This window comes from Marinobacter sp. L-46 (assembly GCF_056859535.1).
Genome location: NZ_JBSXOP010000084.1, coordinates 1 through 21,252, shown reverse-complemented (window position 1 = coordinate 21,252; position 21,252 = coordinate 1). Strand labels below are relative to the sequence as shown.

Genomic DNA, 21,252 nt, shown 5'->3' with positions numbered 1-21,252 from the left:
TTTACTTTTTCGCGGCTTTTTCTACCTGAACCACAACGCTGTTGGATGCCCGGTCGGTCAGTGACAGTCCGTTGATCGGGTAGAACAGGGCGATAATAGCGGGAACGCTGATCAGCAGGGTAACGGTACCGATGTAATGGCTTGCCAGCATGGTGAGAAAAACCACCGCCGAGGCTGTGCCGTAACGAAACAGGGCTTGGGTCCAGCTGACTGACGTGCCGTCCAGGTTTTCGATCCGAACCCGCCATACCTGCATGCCCAGGGTCTGGCCAATGCGGGTCCAGAAGTAGGCAAAGAACAGATACAGCACCAGGAAGAGCACGAAGGTGAGCCCCGGATCGCCCGAGAGCTGGCCGGCTTCAGCCATTTGTTCGTACTTGTCCCAGCCCGTAATCCACCCGGCAATCATGGTATAAATCCAGGTGGCAACGAGCAGAACCGCAATACTGATCAGGCCATCGTAAATAATCGCCAGAGCCCGCTTGAGGGCGGTTGCCGGTGGCAGCAGTTGCTCGGCGTCATGAAAGCGTCGGGGCATGGGGTCTCCTGTGAGGTTTCACGTTTTTCCTGTTCTCGGCGTGTGCTAGAGTAGCGGATTTGCACACGCATGTAAGTATTGCTATTTCAAAGGTATCAAAGGTCTATGAAAACCGCAGAGTTGCGACAGGCGTTTCTGGAATATTTCAAACAGCAAGGTCACACCATTGTGCCGAGCAGTTCCCTGGTACCGGCAGACGACCCGACACTGTTGTTCACCAACGCTGGCATGAACCAGTTCAAGGATACCTTCCTTGGCCGTGAAGAGCGCGACTATAACCGGGCAACATCGTCCCAGAAGTGTGTGCGCGCCGGCGGCAAGCATAACGACCTGGAGAACGTGGGTTATACCGCCCGCCACCATACCTTCTTCGAAATGCTGGGCAACTTCAGCTTCGGCGATTACTTCAAGCGCGAAGCCATTAACTTTGCCTGGACCTTCCTGACCGGTGAGAAGCACCTGAACCTGCCCCAGGAAAAGCTGTGGGTAACGGTTTACGCCGAAGACGACGAAGCCTTTGATATCTGGAACAAAGAAGTTGGCGTGCCGGCAGACCGCATTGTTCGCATTGGCGACAACAAGGGTGCGCGCTACGCCTCCGACAACTTCTGGCAGATGGGTGACACCGGCCCCTGCGGCCCCTGCACCGAAATCTTCTACGACCACGGCCCGGACGTGGCTGGCGGCCCTCCCGGTAGCCCGGAGGAAGACGGCGACCGCTACATCGAGATCTGGAACGTGGTGTTCATGCAGTACAACCGCACCGCCGATGGCGAGATGCTGAACCTGCCCAAGCCTTCTGTGGATACCGGTATGGGTCTGGAGCGAATTGCAGCGGTGTTGCAGGGCGTTCACAGCAACTATGAAATCGACCTGTTCCAGGATTTGCTGAAAGCCGCTTCCGGGATTCTGGGTGGTGCAGCCACTACCGAGGCCTCACTGCGCGTCGTGGCCGACCACATCCGTTCCTGTGCCTTCCTGATTGCCGATGGCGTGATGCCGTCCAACGAAGGTCGTGGCTTTGTGCTGCGCCGGATCATCCGCCGTGCAGCCCGCCACGGTAACAAGCTGGGTGCGAACGAACCGTTCTTCTACAAGCTTACCGGTGCCCTGGTTGAACTGATGGGCGATGCCTATCCGCAACTGGTCAGCAGCCGCAAGCAGATCGAAAAAGTACTGCTGCAAGAAGAAGAGCAGTTCGCCAAGACCCTGGACAAAGGCCTGCGCCTGCTGGAACAGGATATTGCCGAGCTGAAGGGTACTGAAATTCCCGGCGAAACCGTCTTTACCCTGTACGACACTTACGGTTTCCCGGTAGACCTGACCAACGACATCGCCCGCGAGCGCGGCCTGACCCTGGACTATGAAGGCTACGAAAAGGCCATGGAAGCCCAGCGTGACCGCGCCCGGGCTGCGAGCAAGTTCGGCATTGATTACAACGCCGCAGGCATCACCATCGAAGGGAAAACCGAGTTTACCGGTTACGATCACATCGACGGCCACGAGCGAATCCGCACCGTTCTGGTGAATGGCGAAGAGAAAACCGCCGAAGCCGGTGACGAATGTGTTGTGGTGCTGGAGCGTACTCCGTTCTACGCAGAATCCGGCGGCCAGGTGGGTGACACCGGCCTGCTGACCTGGAGCGGTGGCCGGTTCAAGGTAACCGACACCCGCAAAGAAGGCGATAACCACCTGCACGTGGGCACGCTGGTAGAAGGTGAGCTGTTCCCGGGGCTGGAAGTTGACGCGCGTATTGACCACGCCCGCCGTGAACGCACCAAGCGTAACCACTCCGCCACGCACCTGCTGCACGCAGCACTGCGCAATGTTCTGGGTGAGCATGTAACCCAGAAAGGTTCCCTGGTAGACCCCGACAAACTGCGTTTCGACTTCTCCCATTTCGAGGCGGTCACTGCCGAGCAGCTGAAAGAAATCGAACGCCAGGTGAACGAGCAGGTACTGGAAAACACCCCGGTTGAGATCGACGTTACCGATATGGAAACGGCCAAGGCCAAGGGCGCTATGGCGCTGTTCGGCGAGAAGTACGGCGATGTGGTTCGGGTTCTGAGCATGGGTACCGATCACTATTCTGTTGAGCTGTGTGGCGGTACCCACGTATCCCGCACCGGCGATATCGGTTTGTTCCGTATTACCTCCGAGAGCGGTATTTCCTCCGGCGTTCGCCGTATTGAAGCGGTGACCGGCTTCGGCGCACTGGAATGGCTGGACGCCACCGAGCGAACCCTGCGTGAAACCGCCCGCCTGGTTAAGGGCACCCGCGAGACTGTCGTGGAGAAAGTTCAGCAGGTTCTCGACCGCAACCGTCAGCTGGAAAAAGACATGGATGGCCTGAAGGCCAAGCTGGCCAGCTCCGCCGGTAGCGACCTTGCTGGTAACGCGGTTGAGGTTGCCGGATTGAAGGTTGTGGCAGCAGAGCTGGAAGGCGCAGACCGCAAGGCCCTGATGGAAACCGCTGACCAGTTGAAGAACAAGCTGGGCGAGGGTGTGGTGGTTCTGGCCACTGTGGACGATGGCAAGGTGACGCTGGTTGCCGGCGTAACCAAGTCAGCCACTGGCCGCATCAAAGCTGGCGACCTGATGAAGCATCTGTGTGCCCAGGTAGATGGTAAAGGCGGTGGTCGCCCGGATATGGCTCAGGGCGGTGGTAACGATCCGTCCAGGCTGGCAGATGCCCTGGCCGGAGTTCCGGGCTGGGTCGAGCAAAATATCGGATAAGCAACTGTTTTCGGAAGCGGGCGGAGGTTTATAATTCCGCCCGCTTTATTTGACTGGCGGAGCCTGGCTCCGCTGTAAGGCCCGATTCGGAGTTTGGGAAAGCATGGCTCTGTTGGTTCAGAAATTTGGTGGTACATCCGTCGGCACAACCGAACGGATTGAAGCGGTCGCTGACAAGGTGTGTCAGTTCCGCAAAGATGGTCACGACATTGTGGTGGTGGTCTCCGCTATGAGCGGCGAGACCAATCGCCTGATTGCCCTGGCCAACGACATTATGGAAGAGCCCACGCCCCGCGAAATGGACGTGCTGGTTTCCACCGGTGAGCAGGTCACTATCGCCCTGTTGTCTATGGCGCTGCAGAAGCGCGGCTGTGATGCCCGGTCTTATACCGGCTCCCAGGTGCGGATACTGACGGACAGCAGCCATACCAAGGCACGCATTAAAGATATCGACGAGCAGAACATGCGCGCGGATCTGGATGCAGGCCGGGTTGTTGTGGTTGCCGGTTTCCAGGGTGTTGATGAGCACGGCAATATCACCACGCTGGGCCGCGGTGGTTCCGATACCACAGCCGTTGCCTTGGCGGCGGCGCTGAAGGCGGACGAGTGCCAGATTTACACCGATGTTGACGGCGTTTATACGACCGACCCGCGGGTAGTAGACAGCGCGCGCCGGCTTGAGCGAATTACGTTCGAAGAAATGCTTGAGATGGCCAGCCTGGGCTCGAAAGTGCTCCAGATACGGGCCGTCGAATTTGCAGGTAAATACAATGTTCCATTAAGGGTGCTGTCCAGCTTCGCAGAAGGCGAGGGTACCCTGATTACTTTTGAGGATGAGAACGCCATGGAACAACCGGTTGTTTCCGGCATTGCCTTTAACCGTGATGAAGCCAAACTGACTATCTCCGGAGTGCCTGACACCCCGGGCAGCGCCCTGCGAATTCTCAAGCCGGTGAGCGATGCCAACATCGAGGTGGACATGATTGTCCAGAACGTGGGTGAGGATAACAAAACCGCATTCACCTTCACGGTTCACCGTAATGATTTCAAGCGTGCCCAGGACGTTCTGCGCGGCATCAGCACCGAAATCGGTGCCGGTGAAGTGGGCGGCGACACCAAGATTGCGAAGGTGAGCATTGTGGGTGTTGGCATGCGTTCCCATGCCGGCGTTGCAACTAAAATGTTCGAAGCGCTGTCTAACGAAGGCATCAATATTCAGATGATCTCCACATCGGAAATCAAGATTTCCGTGGTGATCGACGAGAAATATCTCGAACTGGCCGTTCGCGCACTGCACAGTGCCTTCGAGCTGGACAAGTCCGGGGTAGTAGAAGAAGGAATGTGAGGGCAGGGTGCCCTTTGCTTCCTCCTGAAGGTCATTGAGGAAATCTATAGAGGTTGGAGATTGTATAAGTATTATTCCGCCTTTAGACTTCGCGGTGATCTCATTATAAAAGCAATAAGTACATAGAAATGTAGTCGGAACAGGTAGCTTTGGAATAGGGAGAAAGGGATATGTTGATTTTGACTCGCCGCGTTGGCGAAACTCTGATGATCGGTGACGAAATTACCGTTACCGTTCTCGGAGTGAAGGGGAACCAGGTTCGCATCGGTGTTAACGCACCTAAAGATGTTGCCGTTCACCGCGAAGAAATCTATCAGCGGATTCAGTCCGAAAAAGGCTCTGACGAGCCGGAACCGGGCAATCGTTGATCAGAAAGAAAGCCGCTCAAGGGAAACCTGAGCGGCTTTTTTAATAATAGGGAAAATCGGTTAGAAAAATATCGTGTCAACCCTATGAAAACAGAAAAATTATGGTAGTATACGCCCCGTTCTCAAGGAGAGGTGGGTGAGTGGCTGAAACCAGTTCCCTGCTAAGGAACCGTACGAGCAATCGTACCGAGGGTTCGAATCCCTCCCTCTCCGCCATTTCCTAGCGGAAAGGCGAGAACCGGTTGAAGTAGCATTCAACCACTGCGAAAGATTGTGCGGCTGTAGCTCAGCTGGATAGAGTACCTGGCTACGAACCAGGCGGTCGGAGGTTCGAATCCTCCCAGCCGCGCCAATTTTCGCCAATCAGTTTCAAGCGGCTGTAGCTCAGCTGGATAGAGTACCTGGCTACGAACCAGGCGGTCGGAGGTTCGAATCCTCCCAGCCGCGCCATATTAAACAAAAAGCCCCGCCAAGTGCGGGGCTTTTTGTTTCTGTTACCACATCAAATCGTCAGGGATCTCATAACCCGCGTACGGATCGTCCTCGCCGGCGTCGTCCTGTTTCCGCTCATGCATTGAGATAATGGCAGCTTCATCCCGTTCCATAATCTTGCGTGCCACCTTGTCCGGGACAACTTCGTAGTTTTCGCAAAGGGCGACGATGGCCAGCCGCCCCCTCGAAAGCTGGTCAACCATCTTGTCGTCCACCAGGATTTTCTTGATCTTCTTGCCGTCAACAAACTGGTAAGACGTCTCGCCCCGGCTGCGATCCAGTCGGTTAGTTTCGATCAGCTGGCGAATCTGGGCCTGGATGGCTTTTTTCTCGGCTTCTTTCTGCCGTTCCAGGTTCAGCTGACGATCCCTTTCGGCCTGTTCCTGCCTCGCCTTGCGTGCGCGCTCTTCGGCTTCATTCACCTGGGCAGCGCCTTTCGGCTGTTGTTTCCGCTGTTTACGCTTTTCGCTGCGAATGGCCCGGGCCTTTTTCTCGTCAGCCAGCCCGGCTTTCATAAGTTGTTCCTGCAAAGACGCCATCAGTGACTCCGTGGATTCGTGATAAACTTCAGCAATTATCTGTTCAGTATACGCCGTCAGTGCGCACTCAATAACCCACGTTTACCTCACCTCACGGATTTTTTATGTCTTCTTTCAAAGAGCTGGGCCTGTCGCCTGCAATGCAGGCCAACCTTGACCGGCTGAATTACACGCAGCCAACCGGTATTCAGGTAAAAGCCATGCCGCCGGCCATGGCTGGTCGGGATGTGATTGCCATGGCCCAGACCGGCAGCGGCAAGACCGCGGCCTTCGGCATACCGCTGATCGAAAAGCTGCAGCCGAAGCAGTTCGCGGTACAGGCGCTGGTGCTGTGTCCTACCCGGGAGCTGGCAGACCAGGTGGCCAAGGCCCTTCGGGAGCTGGCTCGGGCAAAGGAAAATGTAAAGGTGCTTACCCTGTGTGGCGGTGTGCCCATCGGCCCGCAGATTGGTTCGCTTAGCCACGGTGCCCATATTGTGGTGGGCACACCGGGCAGGGTGGAGGACCACCTTCGCAAGGGCACCTTGAACCTGGACCGCCTGAAAACCCTGGTGCTGGATGAAGCAGACCGGATGCTGGACATGGGTTTTGAAGAAGTGATGACTTCAATTCTTTCGCAGACGCCACGTAATCGCCAGACACTGTTGTTTTCGGCTACCTGGCCAGACGCGATCCGTACCATCAGTGAACGCTTCCAGTCCGAGCCGGAAGATGTGCGGGTTGAGGCGCAGGAATCCGGGCCGGATATTGAAGAGCTGTTCTATGAAATCGCGCCGGATCAGCAGGTTGCTGCAGTGGCGGCCTTGCTTTCGCGTTTCCAACCATCGGCCAGCCTGGTGTTCTGTACCACCAAGCGCGACTGTGATGAGCTGGCCGACGAGCTTTCCCGGTTGGGATTTGCTGCCTTGTCTTTACACGGTGACCTCGACCAGAAAGACCGGGATGGCACGCTGGTGAAGTTTGCTAACCAAAGCTGCACCGTGCTGGTAGCTACGGATGTGGCGGCCCGGGGGCTGGACATCAAAGGCCTGCCGCTGGTGATCAATGCCGAGCCTGCGCGGGATCCGGAAGTTTATACCCACCGAATCGGGCGTACCGGCCGGGCGGGGGAGCAAGGCCATGCGATTACGCTGTGCACGCCGAAGCAGGGGCACAAGATAACCCGTCTGGAAGCTGATCGGGCAAAGTCCGCGGAGTGGGGTGATACGGCCGGGCTGTTGGCAGAACGGGTGCGCCCGGTACGCCCGCCAATGAAAACGCTGTGCCTGGCCGGAGGCCGCAAAGAAAAGGTTCGCCCCGGTGATGTTCTGGGAGCGCTCACCGGTGACGCAGGCATTCCCGGCTCTGCGGTAGGCAAAATTGATCTGTTCGATTTCCAGTGCTTTGTTGCGGTGCAGGTAGAGTGGGCAGATAAGGCGCTCGCCAGGCTTGAAGCAGGTAAGGTGAAAGGCAGGAAAATACGCGTTCGCTTCGCGTAATCGCGCTTTGAATAAAGTGGCGCTTCAGTTGTCTTTTCAGGCCGGAGCGCTCGGAAACTCCCTATAGAAATGTGTCCTTTAGGTTGCTCCTGATCAATGAAACCGGTAAATTACGCAGGATTTTGCCTCCCGTTTTGCTTTTTCAGGCCATAAGACTTTGGTCTTGTTTGGGCTAGTAGTAATCCGGGGAAATCACACAAACCAATACAGGTAGCTGTTCGCTATGAATGACCTGATGTCACAAGCCGTTGAGCTGATGATCGCCGGCATGGGTTTCGTGTTCGTGTTCCTGGTTATCCTGGTATTCGCGACCGGCCTGATGTCCAAAATCATTCTGCGGTTTGCGCCGCCAGAGCCGGCAACCCCGGCCAGAACGCCACGTGCCAAGCCGAAGGCGCCCACGTCGGTTGACCCTGACACCGCCGAGGCCATCAAGAAGGCGATTGCACAATACCGGGCACGCCACAAGAAGTGACCCTGGTACAGATTAGAACCTTTTAACAGAAGGCTGACACGATGACTGACACGAAAAAACCGCTTGGGATTACGGACGTAATTCTGCGTGACGCCCACCAATCCCTGCTGGCCACCCGCATGCGGCTGGATGACATGCTGCCGATTGCCGAGAAACTCGACAAAGTCGGTTTCTGGTCCCTCGAATCCTGGGGTGGTGCTACCTTTGATTCCTGTATCCGTTACCTGGGTGAAGACCCCTGGGATCGCATCCGCGAGCTGAAAAAAGCCATGCCCAACACGCCCCAGCAAATGCTGCTGCGCGGCCAGAACCTTCTGGGCTACCGTCACTATGCGGATGACGTGGTAGAGCGGTTTGTAGACCGTGCCGCCGAAAACGGCGTAGACGTGTTCCGTATTTTTGATGCGATGAACGACCCCCGCAACCTGGCCACCGCCATCAAGGCTGTTCGCCAGACCGGCAAGCACGCCCAGGGTACGATTTCCTACACCACCAGCCCGGTACACACCATCGAGAACTGGGTTGAGCTGGCCAAGGAAATCGCCGACATGGGTGCCGATTCCATCGCCATCAAGGACATGGCCGGTCTGCTGAAGCCTTACGTGGCTTACGACCTGGTCAGCCGTCTGAAGAAAGAGCTGGATATCCCCATTCACATGCAGTGTCATGCCACCACCGGCATGTCCACCGCCACAGCAATCAAAGCCGCCGAAGCCGGCATTGATAACGTGGATGCGGCCATCTCCTCCATGAGTATGACCTACGGCCATTCGCCCACCGAGGCGATTGTGGCGATCCTGGAAGGGACCGACCGCGATACCGGCCTGGACCTGAACCTGCTGGAAGAAATCGCGTCTTACTTCCGCGAAGTGCGTAAGAAGTACGCCAAGTTCGAAGGCAGCCTGAAAGGCGTCGATTCCCGCATCCTGATTGCCCAGGTTCCTGGCGGCATGCTGACCAACATGGAAAGCCAGCTGAAAGAGCAGAACGCCAGCGACAAGTTCGACCAGGTGCTGGCCGAGATTCCCAAGGTACGTGAAGACCTGGGCTATATCCCGCTGGTAACCCCGACCTCCCAGATTGTGGGCACCCAGGCGGTACTGAACGTACTGACCGGCGAGCGCTACAAGTCGATCTCCAAGGAAACCGCCGCCATCCTGAAGGGCGAGTACGGTTCCGCACCGGCGCCGTTCAACAAGGAACTGCAGGAGCGGGTTCTGGATGGCAAAGAAGCGATCACTTGCCGCCCGGCTGACAAAATCGAGCCGGAAATGGACAAGCTGACCGCCGAGCTGAAAGACATCGCCAAGGAAAAGGGCATCAAGCTGGCCGAGCAGGAAGTGGACGACGTTCTGACCTACGCCCTGTTCCCGCAGATTGGCCTGAAGTTCCTGGAAAACCGTGGCAACCCGGATGCGTTCGAGCCGGTACCGAGTGCTGACGACGTAGCACCGGCCAAGAAAGCCGCAGGTCCTGAGACCTACACCGTGGAAGTGAATGGCCAGAAGTATGTGGTGGCCGTGAACGAAGGTGGCGAAATCAGCCAGATCGAAGGCCAGGGCGGTGCGTCTTCTGCACCGGCGGCCGCTGCTCCGGCCGCTGGCGAAGGCGAGCCTGTACTGGCCCCTCTGGGCGGCAACATCTGGAAAGTGCACGTTTCTCCGGGTGACACCGTGGAAGAGGGCGATGTGATGATTATCCTCGAAGCCATGAAAATGGAAACCGAGGTGCGCGCACCCAAGGCCGGTACCATCGGTGAAGTCTTCATCAAGGAGGGGGATGCCGTCTCCGTTGATGATGAAATGCTGACAATCGCATAAGGGCCAGCATTCCATGGATAAAATGATGACACTGTGGACAGGTAGTGGCCTGTTCAATATCGAGCTCGGCCAGGTGGTGATGATCGCCATCGGCCTGCTGCTCCTCTATCTTGCGATCAACAAGAAGTTCGAGCCACTGCTGCTGGTCCCCATCGGGTTCGGCGGTATCCTGGCGAATATTCCGGAGGCAGGGCTGGCCCTGACTGCGGCGGAGAATGCCATCCACTTCGCATTGAAGAATGGCTCCACGGAGATTCTGGCGGCCCTGGCGGCGCCCCTGGACGTGGCCTACCAGGCCGGCCAGGCGGTGACCCCGGAGCTGAAAGATATCTTCAAGGAAGCGGTCAAGGAAGCCAGCTACTCCGAAATGGCCATGGCCAATTCCATCGCCCAGGATTACGGCTACGGCAACGGTATGCTGTACAACTTCTACTCCGTGGTAATCGGCAGTACCGTTGGCCCGCTGTTGATCTTCATGGGTGTAGGCGCGATGACCGACTTCGGCCCGCTGCTGGCAAACCCCAAGACTCTGCTGCTGGGTGCAGCGGCTCAGTTCGGTATCTTCGGTACGGTTCTGGGTGCAGCCCTGCTGGACTGGACCGGCGTTCTGGAATTTACCATTCTGGAAGCGGCGGCCATCGGTATCATCGGTGGTGCTGACGGCCCGACGTCCATCTATGTATCCAGTGTTCTGGCTCCCCACCTTCTGGGCGCGATTGCGGTCTCGGCCTACGCCTACATGGCGCTGGTGCCGATGATCCAGCCACCCATCATGAAGGCGCTGACCTCCGAGCAGGAACGCAAGATCAAGATGAGTCAGCTGCGCCCGGTGAGCAAGAAAGAGAAGATCATCTTCCCGCTGGTGGTGCTGATTGCCGTGGTTCTGTTCCTGCCCGATGCGGCTCCGCTGCTGGGTATGTTCTGCTTCGGTAACCTGATGCGTGAGTGTGGCGTGGTAGAGCGTTTGAGCGATACTGCCCAGAACGCGCTGATCAACATCGTGACCATTTTCCTGGGTCTGTCCGTTGGCTCCAAGCTGATGGCGGACAAGTTCCTGGATGGCCAGACCCTGGGTATCCTGGGCTTGGGTATCGTGGCTTTCGGTGTGGGCACCGCTTCTGGTGTACTGATGGCGAAACTGATGAACAAGTTCACCAAGGAACCGATCAACCCGTTGATAGGCTCCGCGGGTGTATCCGCGGTACCCATGGCGGCGCGGGTCTCCAACAAGGTGGGCCTGGAAGCCAACCCGCAGAACTTCCTGCTGATGCATGCAATGGGCCCGAACGTGGCCGGTGTTATCGGCTCTGCGGTTGCAGCGGGTGTGATGATCAAGCTTCTGAGCTGATTGTTTTCACTGCTGTAGTTATAGAGAACCCTGCTTCGGCGGGGTTTTCTTTTTTGTAGCCTGCTAGTTTGGGGGCTGGCACCGGGGTGGCGGGGCCTTCCAAAAACCGCTCCTGCGGCACATCCGTGTGGCGCTTCTGCTCCGCCATCGATGGCTCCGCACATTTTTGGAAGGCCCCGCACCCCGATGCTTCTGAACTCCGAACTGTAAGCCATAAGAGTGCAGAAAAATTTGCCTTGTGGTGTTCGTTCTCGGGTGATCAGTGAAAATCTCTGGAGCTAACTGGTAACGAGTTAATCAGGTGGCTCAGGTCAGACAGTTTTCCGGCCATGACATGCACGATGTCTCCCTCTTTTTCGATAACGCCTTTTACGTGTAACAAGCGGGCAGTGAGTAACGGTTTGCGTTGGCGGCGGGCGGTTTCGAGCCAGACGACGACGTTGATGTTGCCGGTTTCGTCTTCGAGGGTGACGAAGGTTACGCCGGAGGCGGTGCCGGGGCGTTGGCGGCCGGTTACCAGGCCGGCGACTTGTACGGGGATGCCGGGGCGTGTGGTTTTTAGTTGGTCGGCGGTGAGGCAGTAGCTCAGGTGGCCTTGTTCGCGGAGCAGGGCGAGGGGGTGTCTTTGTAGTGTTAAGCCTTGGCTGCTGTAGTCTGCGAGGACGTTCTGGCCTTCGGTGGGTTCCGGGAGCAGGTGGCAGGGTTCGGGTTGGTAGTCTGCCATGGTTTCGTTGGCGAAGAGTTCTGCCGGTTTTTCGTGTTCGAGCAGTTGCCAGTAGGCCTGGTGGCGGTTGCTGGTAAAGCCGGGCATGGCGTTGGCGCCGGCGAGGAGTTCCATGTCGCGTTGGTTGAGGCCGGCGCGGGTGCGCAGTTCGGCGGCGCTTTGGTAGCCGTTTTTCGGGCGGTTCTGGTGGATACGGTCGGCGCCGCTGGAAGACAGTCCCTGAATAATCCGGAGGCCAAGGCGCAGGTGTTTTTCCGGGCCTTGCAGGGTGTGTTCACGGTGGCTGTGGTTTACGTCTGGTGCCAGTACGGTGACGTTATGGCGTTGGGCATCCTGCACCAGTTGGCTGGGGGAGTAGAAGCCCATGGGCTGGCTGTTGAGCAGGGCGCAGTAGAAGGCGGCCGGATGGTGGCGTTTTATCCAGGCAGAGACGTAGACCAGTAAAGCGAAGCTGGCGGCGTGGGATTCCGGGAAGCCGTAGCCGCCGAAACCGCAGATCTGTTGGTACAGGCGCTCGGCAAAGTCCGGATCATGGCCCCGTTCGAGCATGCCGGTGATGAGTTTGTCCCGGAACGGGGTTAAGTCCCCGTGGGATTTCCATGCGGCCATGGCCCGGCGCAGTTTGTCGGCCTCGCCTCCGGTAAAGCCGGCGGCGACCATGGCCAGTTTGATCACCTGTTCCTGGAAGATGGGCACGCCCAATGTGCGCTCCAGTACCTGCCGGACGGCATCGTTGGGGAATTTGACGGGTTCCAGGCCGTGTTTGCGGCGCAAATAGGGGTGCACCATATCGCCTTGAATGGGGCCGGGGCGCACGATGGCGACTTCGATCACCAGGTCGTAGAAGGTTTCCGGTTTCAGGCGCGGGAGCATGTTGATCTGGGCCCGGGATTCCACCTGGAATACGCCGATGCTGTCGCCTTTTTGCAGCATGGCGTAGGTGTCCGGGTCTTCCTGGGGCACGTCCTGCATGGTGAAGGCCTGGCCTTTTTCTTCGCTGATCAGCTCCAGTGCCTTGCGGATGGCGGTGAGCATGCCCAGAGCCAGTACATCCACTTTCATCAGGCCCAGGCTTTCCAGGTCGTCCTTATCCCACTGGATGACCGTGCGGCCTTCCATGGCGGCGTTTTCCACCGGCACCAGTTCCGCCAGTGGCCCTGCGCTGATAACAAAACCGCCTACGTGCTGAGACAGGTGGCGGGGAAAGCCCAGTAAGGTGTTCACCAGGGTAAAGAACTGCTCCGCCACTTTCGGGTTGCGGGTGAGCCCCTTGTCCAGTATCTGCTGGCGCCAGTTGGTGGTTTTGTCGCGCCAGTCGATGCCATCCAGCAGTTTCTCCACCAGGGCGGCATCAAAGCCAAGTGCCTTGCCCACATCCCGGATGGCGCTGCGGTAGCGGTAGCGGATAACCGTGGCGGCCAGCGCCGCCCGTTCCCGGCCGTAGCGCTGGTAGATGTACTGGATGACCTCTTCCCGCCGCTGGTGCTCGAAATCCACATCGATATCCGGTGGCTCGTCCCGGTCTTTCGAGATGAAGCGTTCAAACAGCAGCTCGACCTTGGCCGGGTTCACCTCGGTAATGCCCAGGCAGTAACAGACGGCCGAGTTGGCGGCCGACCCGCGCCCCTGGCATAAAATGCCCCGGCTGCGGGCAAAGGCCACGATGTCGTGGATGGTGAGGAAGTAGTGCTCGTAGTTGAACTCCGAGATCATCCCTAGTTCTTTGCGGATTAACGCCTGCACCTTCATCGGCGTACCTTCGGGGTAGCGGCGGCGTTCGCCTTCCCGGGTCAGGCGCTTGAGATAGGCCGCCGGGGATTCGCCTTCCGGTACAAGATCAGGCGGGTACTCATAGCGCAGGCTGCCGGGCTCGAAGCTGCAGCTGTTGGCAATGTTTACGGTTTCCTGAAGCCAGGCCTGCGGAAACAGGCGTTGCAGCACCAGGAGTGGGCGCAGGTAGCGTTCGCCGTTCTGGAACAGGCAGTGGCCGGCGTTTTCGACCGTGGCGTGGTGGCGCAGGGCGGTGAGTACATCTTGCAGGGGCTGGCGTTCCCTGGCGTGCATGTGCACTTCGCCGGTTGCTGCAACGGCTAGCTGCAAGTGTTCAGCCAGCGCGCGTACCCGGGCCAGCTGTTGCTCCTCACCTGCCTCCAGGGTGCGGGTAGCGCCAATGCGCAGGCGTTGTTCAAACAACCGCTGCAACCATTCACCACACGCCACGGCTTGTTTGTAGCTGGCCGCCGCCGTGGAAGGTGGTTGCCACAGGCACAGGCAGTGATTCAGCTCGTGGGTTTCAATATCCCGGGCAAACAGCTGGTACTGGCCTTTTTCTGCCCGGCGCCGGCCGGTGGTGATCAGTTGGCACAGCTGGCCGTAGCCCTTGCGGGACTGGGCCAGCAGGATGAAGCGGGGCGTGGCCGCGCCGGCGGGGGCATCTTCCAATTCAAACCAGCTGCCGGTAATCAGCTTTACCGGGCTGTCTTTTAAAGCGGCCCAGGCCCTGGGAATACCCGCCACCGAGCAGGCGTCGGTGATGGCGATGGCGTGATAGCCAAGCTCCAGGGCCCGTTCCGCCAACTCATGGGGGTGTGAGGCCCCGGTGAGGAAGGTGAAATTGCTGAAACAGAAGAGTTCTGCGTAGCTGCCTGCCATTAACCAAACCATCCATGTATGAACCAGCCATCGTTAACATCCCGGAACACCCAGGCCAACTCGCCGCCCGGTAACCGGGCGATGTAGTAATCCCGGTGTACCCGCTGGCCATCCCACCAGCCACCGCTGATGCGTTCCGGGCCGGAATGCCAGGCTACCGGCGTTTGTTCCAGTGGCCGGGGGCCTTTCAGCAACCACAAGGGGCGGTGGGGAAGTATCGCCGAAGCGCTGTCCTGGCGCTTTCCGGGTTTGCGTACTTCGCTGGCAGACCAGGCATGTTCCGGCCGGTGATCGTCCATTGGCGCCAGTTGCTTGAGGGCCTGTTCACCCAGTCGGGCCTGCAGGCGGCTGATCAGTGTGTGCCAGGCCTCGTTCAGATCCTGGGTTTCGCCCAGCAGGTCCTGGCCCCCCGGCGCCTCTCGGCCGGTAAAGCGTTTAACCGCCAGAACAAGGCCGGTGACCGGAGCCCGCAGCGGTTGCTGGTCCAGCTTCAGCTGTATCAGTTTCAGAAAAACCTCGGCCCGGTGCTCTGGCCCGGTGGTGCGGATACGTAAACGGGTGGGCTCTTCATGCCGGTGCTGCAACACCAACAGCAGGGTGTCGGTATCCTGCTGGCGCCAGCACAGGTCTTCTTCCAGCTCTGCCAGTATCCGCTGCAGCGAGAACAGCAGCCCCTGAGCGTGCTCCACCTCCTGGATAAAATCCGCCCGCTGCCGGAACGTGTGGGGTGGCTGCCAGGGTGCCTTTGGATCGGCCCGGGTGCCCTGTATTTTCTGGATAATGGCCAGCAGCTCCGGCGATAACCGCCGAGCCAGTTCCGGAGCAGGCAGGGCAAATACCTCACCCAGGGTGTTCAGACCAAGGCGCTGCAGGCGGGTGCAGGATTTCTTGTCAAAGCCCGCAGCCTGTAATGGCAGATTGCCAAGCGCCGTCAGGATATGGCCCTTGTCTGTGGTGCATTCGCCCTTGCCGGTGTGGGCCAGTAACCGGGCGGCCAGCGGCGTGTGGCCAATAGCCACCCAAGCGGTGAGCTGGCGTTCGGTTAACGCCTGTTCCACCGTTTGCCAGATGGCCGGCAAACCGCCGTACAGCTTCTGCAGGCTGCTGACTTCTGCCCAGAGGCCATCCGGTGCTGCCAGGGTGATGTGTGCGGCATAGTGATACAGCCAGCGGGCCTGGTCCTCCAGCAACCAGGCCTCCTGTTTTGCATCTCCCCGCAGTATGTTGAGATCCGGAGCCAGGCCGAGAGCTGTTTTCAGGCGCATACCCGGGGTAATACCCAGGTCCCGGGCGGTGGGGCAGGCCTGAACAACGCCTTGCCCGGCACCGTCTACAATCGCCAGGGCGCCCGTGGCATCCTGGCTGCGGCGGACGTGGTCCAGCAACAGGTGAGGGAAGTGCAGGTAAAGCCAGAGCACAGGGCTACCCCCGGGCCTCGGGCCAGGGCCCCTGAACGACGCGGGAGGAATCCTGAACAGCAATGTTGGCCCGGTGCCCGAGAGCAATGGAACAACGCTGCCCCGGCCAGCTACCGCGGCGTTTGATAATGTTTACCTTGAGTTCCTGATGTTCACCGGGGGCCAGTTCCAGCCGTAAGGCTGCCGGAGAGTTCTGGTCTGAAAGCCGGCGGCTACGGAATAACACACACACATTGCCGCCGGCTTCTGACGCCAGTTGCAGACGCCGGACATCCCGGCTGGCGAGCTTGCCCGGCCAGGCCAGCACCAGCCCGGTAACCGGGGAGCGCAGGCAGTTTTCCATGGTCCATAAAAAGTCCCCCTGATCCCGGGTGTTGATCATCACCAGGTGGCCCAGACCTACCCCTTCACGGGCGAGTGCGGGAGCGTAAGGCGTGTGCGGCGGGTTCAGCCAGAAAATGGTTTTGCTGGCGGCTGATATCCGTTGCATCAGCGGCAGTACCAGGTGCAACTCGCCAATGCCGCAGGTGTCGAGCAGGCACTCACTCAACGCACCCCGCGGCCAGCCCAGACCACCCAGCTGGTTATCCAGCACCTGATAGCCTGTCGACTCCGCCGGCTGGGTGGTCTTTCTGTGCTTGTGGCCCTGCCAGATACGGGCGTCTTGCAGAAGGCTGCTGAGTATTTCGCTCATGGGAAATATCCGAATACTGTTTATATATACAGTATTCTTGTGGGGGCGAAATTTCAACTCCCCACTTGATAAAACCTCTCACGCCACCCACGCTGAACACAGCAACCCGATAGGAGGACCAGCCATGACAAAACTAAGCCAACACGCCTGTGAGGCCTGCCGCGCAGATGCGCCCAAAGTGACCGGCCAGGAGAAACAGGAGCTGCTGAGCGCCATCCCCGACTGGGAAGATGTGATGGTAGATGGAGAGGAACAGTTACGCCGGCTCTTCACCTTCAAAAACTTTGTGGAAGCGCAGGCCTTCACCAACAAAGTGGCAGACCTGGCCGAAGCTGAAAACCATCATCCTGCGATTCTGCTGGAGTGGGGCAAAGCCACCGTGCGCTGGTGGACCCACAAAATCGGCGGTTTGCATAAAAATGACTTTGTTATGGCTGCGAGAACAGACGAGCTTTATTAAAAGGCCTCGTCCACCGGGCTGCGCACACCAAAGCCGCCTTTACGAACAACATGGGTGTAGATTTCGGTGGTACGGACATCGGAATGGCCGAGTAGCTTCTGGATGGTGCGTAAATCGTAGCCCGCTTCCAGAAGCCGCGTAGCAAAACTGTGCCTGAAGGTGTGGCTCCCGGCGGGCTTGTGAATGCCCGCAGCGCGAATGGCGATCTTGAAGTGCTTCTGTACCGTTCGATCAAGCATGTGGTGGCGCCGCCGTCTTCCAGAACGCGGATCAATAGAAAGATCCGGTGCCGGAAATACATACTGCCAGTCTGGTTCCTGGCTGGCACTGGGGTATTTTCTGGCCAGGCCAGCCGGCATATACACTGAGCCACAGCCACGGGCGATATCTACCTTGTGCTGCAGCAAGGCTGAGTGGATCTGTTTCTGAAGAGGCTCAATCAGCCGGTCTGGTAGCAGTGTGATCCTGTCTTTACCGCCTTTACCTTCGCGGATAATTAACTGCTGCATCCCGAAATCGATGTCTTTGACCCGTAACCGAAGCGCTTCACTGATCCGTAAACCGGCACCGTAAAGCAGCATAGCGATCAGTTTGTACTCGCCTTCCAGGCAAGCAATTACCCGCCTGGCCTCATCCGGACTGAATACCACTGGCAGCTTCTTGGGTTTTCTGGCTGCCTCATACTGGAGCTCTTCCAAGGGGGTGCCCAGAAACTCCCGGTACAGGAAAATCAGAGCATTCAGTGCAACTCGCTGGGTAGCCACGCTGACATTCGCCTGCAGTACCAGGTGAGACAAAAATGCCTCTACCTCCGCAGTGCCCATGGTTTCCGGGTGTTTTCGACCATGAAACCGTATAAAGCGTTTGATCCAGAATACGTAGGTTATCTCGGTTTTGTAGGCCAGGCCCCGGAGCCGGATAAAATTCCTGAGTTGATCAAGAAAACGGGTAGATTGCGGTGAAATAGGGGTGCGGATATCCATATCCTGAGCTCTCTCTTGGCATGTATGGATATACAGTATATTGGTGTGAAAATTTGTCAATCCTTGGTTAGGGCTGTAGTTATACGAACGCGTTCGCAAAACTCCGGAAATTTGCATGGGAAATATATGTAACCTTCTGATATGGTTGGAAAGTAGGATTTTGATGGGCGGAGTTATACGCCCCGGGATTGGAGCAGGGGGTGGCTCGAAAGAGGGCGTATAACTCCGGCGGTAGCCGTGGTGATTATGGTTAATCCTTTGTTTTTGTTTGGGAAAGTATGAGATTTTGGGCGCGTTTGGTGTGGAGTTATACGAACGCGGGATATACGAACTCGTTCGTATAATTAGCTGTTAGCTGGTAGTGCCTCGATCCGTTTTGTTGGCTGGGGTGCCATTGGGCCTCGGCCGAAATCTGGCAGCAAAACCCGAATCAATGGTGTTCTGCCAAGGCCGTCAAAGTTCGTCGTCTTGCTGGTAGCTCAGCGTGTTTTGGTGTTGGTATAAAGGTAGGTGTTTGCGTTGCGGGGCTGTCCGTCGAAACCTGGTTCCTTGCTTACCTGCTACTCTGAAGTTCAGGTTCATTCACCGCATCGCAGGCGGTGGTTTTAATCACAGTGCATCAGCGGTTGCTGGTGCCAGAGGGGCGCCGGTGCAGGCTGTCATGTTGGTTGCCAAAGATCGGGTTTCATTCCGGTTCGGCTGTTCGCAGCTAACAAGGCAATCAAATACGTTCCGGCCTGCGGCCTCCACCGGACGCCCTTGTCAGGGCGCCGTTTATTGCTGGCGTTAGGCAATACTAGACGAGGAAATTGGGAGGGTTCAGATTGGTAAGGTGGCTGCGCGCACTATGGGCTTGGTTAGCCGAAGGCAAAGTCGTCTTAATGGGGCTGCTAGTCGTCGTGGCCACGCTGCTGTTGGGTATGGTTACGTGGCAGAGTGAAGCATCTATAAGAATTTCGGGTTTCGCCCTTCAATTTATAGGCATGGTGTTCGCCGCAAGAGGGCTGTTGCAAATTCGAGCACACTTCGGCCAAACATTACTTCGAGATCTCTTTATTGGATGGCTTAAGCGCTTCCCTAGATGGAAAGGTCGCACTGTGAATCTAGGTGGTGTTTCGATTGCGGCAAGGGCGACAATGAGCGCCGATGCAACGGTTTGGACCCCCGACAATCCCGAACACTCAATTGAAAAAAGAGTTCAAGCAATAGTCGATAATCTCGACCGTCTCAAGGCTACGCAGTCACAACAAAGCACAGCTCTGAAAGAGCTCAAAGACAATCATGAAAAACATAGAAAAGAGGTTGCAGAGAGTACCGAACGATTGGAAAGGACGTTGCGGTCGGATTTGGAGTCTTTACATACAGCAGATCTACTGACATCGCTTGTGGGGTTGGCTTGGCTGACCCTGGGTATTTTCTTAAGTACGGTGGCTCCTGAGTTGCATGGCTGGCTTAGCCCTGCCTAACCAGTAGTTCCAGTTCGTTCCGGGCCTGAGGGCCCTCCACCGGACGCCCTTTTTCTCCGCTTCGCTGCAAAAAGGTCGCCGCTGAACAAAAGCGTTATGTGTTACTGCCAAGGAGTAGGTTCTTTTGCCTGAGCTGAAAACTGTTGGCCTTTTCCTTGTTACTGCATTGGCAGAAATTGTCGGCTGTTATTTGCCTTATCTCTGGCTTCGCGAGGGCAAAACTATTTGGCTTTTGGTGCCAGGCGCGCTAAGTCTTGCGGCATTCGCGTGGCTGCTGTCGCTGCATCCCACCGCCGCTGGCAGAGTCTATGCTGCGTATGGTGGTGTTTATATTTTTATGGCGATACTTTGGCTGTGGGCCGTCGACGGAGTAAGGCCAACGGCATGGGACTTGGTTGGCTCAGGTGTTGCGTTGTTGGGTATGGCAATCATCATGTTTGGGCCGCGCACCACATAACCAGTAGTTGTAGTTCGTTCCGGCCTTCGGCCTCCACCGGACGCCCCTGTCGGGGCGCCGCTAAACAATGGCGTTAATGGCCCGGCTTTTGTGGGTTTTTGGCGGGTGCGGTGCAAAGGCCTTGGCATCAGGTTTGGTGCAAAGCCCGCTCATGCTGATGATCGCCAAGGCCGGAAAATTCGCTGTCGGGTTTGGTTGCCAAAATAGTCTGCGGTATTGGTATTCATGGCGTGCCCCAGTCTCGGGGCCGTCCGTCTCAAACGGTAATCGGGCCGGCGGCTTTTGCGTTCTGGTCCCTGTCGCATCCGTTGAGTTGGTGCAAGTTGTCCGGGAGAGGGCATGCGGCTTTTGATTCCAGACTCAACCGCGGTGGTGAACGGCCATTAACCAGGCGGTCAACCGGACGCCAAAAGCGTACCGCTTTTGGTTCCCTCCGCTGCGCTCCGGCGCCGGTTACCTCAGCGTTATGTTCACAAAGAGTCAGGTTTCGTCATATGAAACTCGAGAATATTGAACTGCTGATTGATGGCTCAGGCGAAATCACTATTGGTAGGGTTGGCCCGGTTAGCTGTGCGGCGACTGCATCTGATGAAGATCAATGCCTTGCAATGTTAGTCCGCCGGCCTGAAGAGTCATTCGAAGATTTGCTTACACGATTGGATCGCGCCATTGCAGATGCCGTAGAGGACCAGATATTTGTGGATGAAATAAATGGATAGCCTGTCAAATCTCATACACTGTTGTGACGAGATGCCGAGTGATGGCGTTTCAATCTGTTGGGGGCCAGCCCGTTTTGGCTCTGAAGACCTTGGTTGGTGTTTGGTTATTGAGCGGGTAGCAACAGAGGATGACTTACAGGAAAATCAATATCTTGAGGAAGTGGGTGATACGCTCTGGACTACAGCAGTCGAAATTAAGTGTTGTCCGTATTGTGGTGTTGGGCTCACTGATGCGCGATCCGTCATGTCCTCTGAGGACTTCGGTTATTTTATCCACATTGATTCTTCGGGGTGGCTGGGCAGGCGCTGCTAACACGAAGAAGAACATAACCAGTGCAGGCACGGCGACACCCACTACATTGCGCCTTCGGCTCCATTCCGTAAGCGCGCATGCTGCAAGCGTTATTGGCCCGGCATTCGTGAGTTTTTAGCAGGTGGGGTGCAAAGGCCTTGGCACCGGGATTGGTTGTAAGCCCGCTCACTCTGGTGATCGCCAAGGCCGGAAAATGCGCTGTCTGGTTTGGTTGCCTCAATGGCCAG

At 57.4% G+C, this 21,252-nt stretch carries 18 protein-coding genes and 3 tRNA genes; 14 read left to right on the top strand and 7 right to left on the bottom strand.

The features are described from left to right. Position 1: 1 nt before the first annotated feature. A complete protein-coding gene (locus AC13DJ_RS14800) occupies positions 2–538 on the bottom strand; it encodes an RDD family protein (RefSeq protein WP_022989562.1) in 537 nt (178 codons plus the stop codon). A gap of 105 nt (positions 539–643) precedes the next feature. On the opposite strand from AC13DJ_RS14800, the gene alaS reads away from it, so the two are divergent. The 6 genes from alaS (at position 644) to AC13DJ_RS14770 (ending at position 5,437) form a co-directional block, all read left to right on the top strand. Beyond that, positions 644–3,274 (top strand): alanine--tRNA ligase, encoded by a 2,631-nt coding sequence (gene alaS, locus AC13DJ_RS14795; RefSeq protein ID WP_482933017.1) that lies wholly within the window; start codon positions 644–646, stop codon positions 3,272–3,274. Positions 3,275–3,377: 103 nt separating this feature from the next. Then, a complete protein-coding gene (locus AC13DJ_RS14790) occupies positions 3,378–4,619 on the top strand; it encodes an aspartate kinase (protein WP_094625651.1) in 1,242 nt (413 codons plus the stop codon). Positions 4,620–4,789: 170 nt separating this feature from the next. After that, positions 4,790–4,987 carry a carbon storage regulator CsrA gene (gene csrA, locus AC13DJ_RS14785; RefSeq protein WP_022989559.1) on the top strand — a complete coding sequence of 66 codons (198 nt, stop codon included), beginning with the start codon at positions 4,790–4,792 and terminating at the stop codon, positions 4,985–4,987. A gap of 126 nt (positions 4,988–5,113) precedes the next feature. Beyond that, positions 5,114–5,203: transfer RNA gene (locus tag AC13DJ_RS14780), tRNA-Ser, on the top strand. A gap of 59 nt (positions 5,204–5,262) precedes the next feature. Continuing rightward, positions 5,263–5,339 (top strand) — tRNA-Arg (locus AC13DJ_RS14775). Between the two features lie 21 nt (positions 5,340–5,360). After that, a tRNA-Arg gene (locus AC13DJ_RS14770) sits at positions 5,361–5,437 on the top strand. Positions 5,438–5,481: 44 nt separating this feature from the next. Here the strand turns inward: AC13DJ_RS14770 and AC13DJ_RS14765 are convergent. Then, positions 5,482–6,018: a DUF2058 domain-containing protein gene (locus AC13DJ_RS14765; RefSeq protein WP_482933016.1), complete on the bottom strand. Its 537-nt coding sequence runs from the start codon at positions 6,016–6,018 to the stop codon at positions 5,482–5,484. 104 nt (positions 6,019–6,122) lie between these two features. Here AC13DJ_RS14765 and dbpA point away from each other — a divergent pair, with 104 nt between their 5' ends. The 4 genes from dbpA to AC13DJ_RS14745 all read left to right on the top strand — a co-directional run bounded on the left by dbpA (position 6,123) and on the right by AC13DJ_RS14745 (position 11,139). Then, complete coding sequence (gene dbpA / locus AC13DJ_RS14760) at positions 6,123–7,496, top strand: ATP-dependent RNA helicase DbpA (RefSeq protein ID WP_232902328.1); 1,374 nt, start codon at positions 6,123–6,125, stop codon at positions 7,494–7,496. A 223-nt stretch (positions 7,497–7,719) separates the two neighbouring features. Beyond that, positions 7,720–7,971: an OadG family protein gene (locus AC13DJ_RS14755; protein WP_094625654.1), complete on the top strand. Its 252-nt coding sequence runs from the start codon at positions 7,720–7,722 to the stop codon at positions 7,969–7,971. Positions 7,972–8,012: 41 nt separating this feature from the next. Then, positions 8,013–9,791 carry a sodium-extruding oxaloacetate decarboxylase subunit alpha gene (gene oadA / locus AC13DJ_RS14750; RefSeq protein WP_094625655.1) on the top strand — a complete coding sequence of 593 codons (1,779 nt, stop codon included), beginning with the start codon at positions 8,013–8,015 and terminating at the stop codon, positions 9,789–9,791. A gap of 13 nt (positions 9,792–9,804) precedes the next feature. After that, complete coding sequence (locus tag AC13DJ_RS14745; protein WP_482933015.1) at positions 9,805–11,139, top strand: sodium ion-translocating decarboxylase subunit beta; 1,335 nt, start codon at positions 9,805–9,807, stop codon at positions 11,137–11,139. On the opposite strand, the gene AC13DJ_RS14740 is transcribed toward AC13DJ_RS14745, so the two are convergent. From AC13DJ_RS14740 to imuA, 4 genes are all read right to left on the bottom strand, one after another. Beyond that, positions 11,123–11,287: a hypothetical protein gene (locus AC13DJ_RS14740; protein WP_161628526.1), complete on the bottom strand. Its 165-nt coding sequence runs from the start codon at positions 11,285–11,287 to the stop codon at positions 11,123–11,125. The two genes, AC13DJ_RS14745 and AC13DJ_RS14740, sit on opposite strands and share 17 nt — an antisense overlap. Before the next feature lie 111 nt (positions 11,288–11,398). Next, on the bottom strand, positions 11,399–14,515 hold the full coding sequence (locus AC13DJ_RS14735; protein ID WP_482933014.1) for an error-prone DNA polymerase: 3,117 nt from the start codon (positions 14,513–14,515) through the stop codon (positions 11,399–11,401). Then, complete coding sequence (locus tag AC13DJ_RS14730; RefSeq protein WP_482933013.1) at positions 14,515–15,933, bottom strand: Y-family DNA polymerase; 1,419 nt, start codon at positions 15,931–15,933, stop codon at positions 14,515–14,517. Before AC13DJ_RS14730 ends, AC13DJ_RS14735 begins: the two co-directional genes overlap by 1 nt. 4 nt (positions 15,934–15,937) lie before the next feature. Then, positions 15,938–16,627: a translesion DNA synthesis-associated protein ImuA gene (imuA, locus tag AC13DJ_RS14725; RefSeq protein WP_482933012.1), complete on the bottom strand. Its 690-nt coding sequence runs from the start codon at positions 16,625–16,627 to the stop codon at positions 15,938–15,940. Positions 16,628–16,751: 124 nt separating this feature from the next. Between imuA and AC13DJ_RS14720 the strand changes: the two genes are divergently transcribed. After that, the gene (locus AC13DJ_RS14720) at positions 16,752–17,087 is read left to right on the top strand and encodes a 4a-hydroxytetrahydrobiopterin dehydratase (protein ID WP_482933011.1); all 336 of its coding nucleotides are present in this window, start codon (positions 16,752–16,754) and stop codon (positions 17,085–17,087) included. Here the strand turns inward: AC13DJ_RS14720 and AC13DJ_RS14715 are convergent. Next, a complete protein-coding gene (locus AC13DJ_RS14715) occupies positions 17,084–18,070 on the bottom strand; it encodes an integron integrase (RefSeq protein ID WP_482933010.1) in 987 nt (328 codons plus the stop codon). The two genes, AC13DJ_RS14720 and AC13DJ_RS14715, sit on opposite strands and share 4 nt — an antisense overlap. Before the next feature lie 881 nt (positions 18,071–18,951). Between AC13DJ_RS14715 and AC13DJ_RS14710 the strand changes: the two genes are divergently transcribed. The 3 genes from AC13DJ_RS14710 (at position 18,952) to AC13DJ_RS14700 (ending at position 20,712) form a co-directional block, all read left to right on the top strand. Continuing rightward, positions 18,952–19,536 carry a hypothetical protein gene (locus AC13DJ_RS14710; RefSeq protein ID WP_482933009.1) on the top strand — a complete coding sequence of 195 codons (585 nt, stop codon included), beginning with the start codon at positions 18,952–18,954 and terminating at the stop codon, positions 19,534–19,536. 124 nt (positions 19,537–19,660) lie between these two features. Then, entirely contained in the window at positions 19,661–19,993 is a 333-nt protein-coding gene (locus AC13DJ_RS14705) for a YnfA family protein (protein ID WP_482933008.1), read from the top strand. Positions 19,994–20,487: 494 nt separating this feature from the next. After that, positions 20,488–20,712: a hypothetical protein gene (locus tag AC13DJ_RS14700; protein ID WP_089676070.1), complete on the top strand. Its 225-nt coding sequence runs from the start codon at positions 20,488–20,490 to the stop codon at positions 20,710–20,712. Positions 20,713–21,252: the final 540 nt, after the last annotated feature.

Coding starts and splice junctions, on each gene's coding strand:
- AC13DJ_RS14700 (WP_089676070.1), top strand. CDS start 20,488: ATGAAACTCGAGAATATTGAACTGCTGATTGATGGCTCAGGCGAAATC.
- AC13DJ_RS14745 (WP_482933015.1), top strand. CDS start 9,805: ATGGATAAAATGATGACACTGTGGACAGGTAGTGGCCTGTTCAATATC.
- AC13DJ_RS14765 (WP_482933016.1), bottom strand. CDS start 6,018: ATGGCGTCTTTGCAGGAACAACTTATGAAAGCCGGGCTGGCTGACGAG.
- AC13DJ_RS14735 (WP_482933014.1), bottom strand. CDS start 14,515: ATGGCAGGCAGCTACGCAGAACTCTTCTGTTTCAGCAATTTCACCTTC.
- AC13DJ_RS14800 (WP_022989562.1), bottom strand. CDS start 538: ATGCCCCGACGCTTTCATGACGCCGAGCAACTGCTGCCACCGGCAACC.
- AC13DJ_RS14720 (WP_482933011.1), top strand. CDS start 16,752: ATGACAAAACTAAGCCAACACGCCTGTGAGGCCTGCCGCGCAGATGCG.
- AC13DJ_RS14740 (WP_161628526.1), bottom strand. CDS start 11,287: ATGGCGGAGCAGAAGCGCCACACGGATGTGCCGCAGGAGCGGTTTTTG.
- csrA (WP_022989559.1), top strand. CDS start 4,790: ATGTTGATTTTGACTCGCCGCGTTGGCGAAACTCTGATGATCGGTGAC.
- imuA (WP_482933012.1), bottom strand. CDS start 16,627: ATGAGCGAAATACTCAGCAGCCTTCTGCAAGACGCCCGTATCTGGCAG.
- AC13DJ_RS14755 (WP_094625654.1), top strand. CDS start 7,720: ATGAATGACCTGATGTCACAAGCCGTTGAGCTGATGATCGCCGGCATG.
- AC13DJ_RS14715 (WP_482933010.1), bottom strand. CDS start 18,070: ATGGATATCCGCACCCCTATTTCACCGCAATCTACCCGTTTTCTTGAT.
- AC13DJ_RS14710 (WP_482933009.1), top strand. CDS start 18,952: ATGGGGCTGCTAGTCGTCGTGGCCACGCTGCTGTTGGGTATGGTTACG.
- alaS (WP_482933017.1), top strand. CDS start 644: ATGAAAACCGCAGAGTTGCGACAGGCGTTTCTGGAATATTTCAAACAG.
- AC13DJ_RS14790 (WP_094625651.1), top strand. CDS start 3,378: ATGGCTCTGTTGGTTCAGAAATTTGGTGGTACATCCGTCGGCACAACC.
- dbpA (WP_232902328.1), top strand. CDS start 6,123: ATGTCTTCTTTCAAAGAGCTGGGCCTGTCGCCTGCAATGCAGGCCAAC.
- oadA (WP_094625655.1), top strand. CDS start 8,013: ATGACTGACACGAAAAAACCGCTTGGGATTACGGACGTAATTCTGCGT.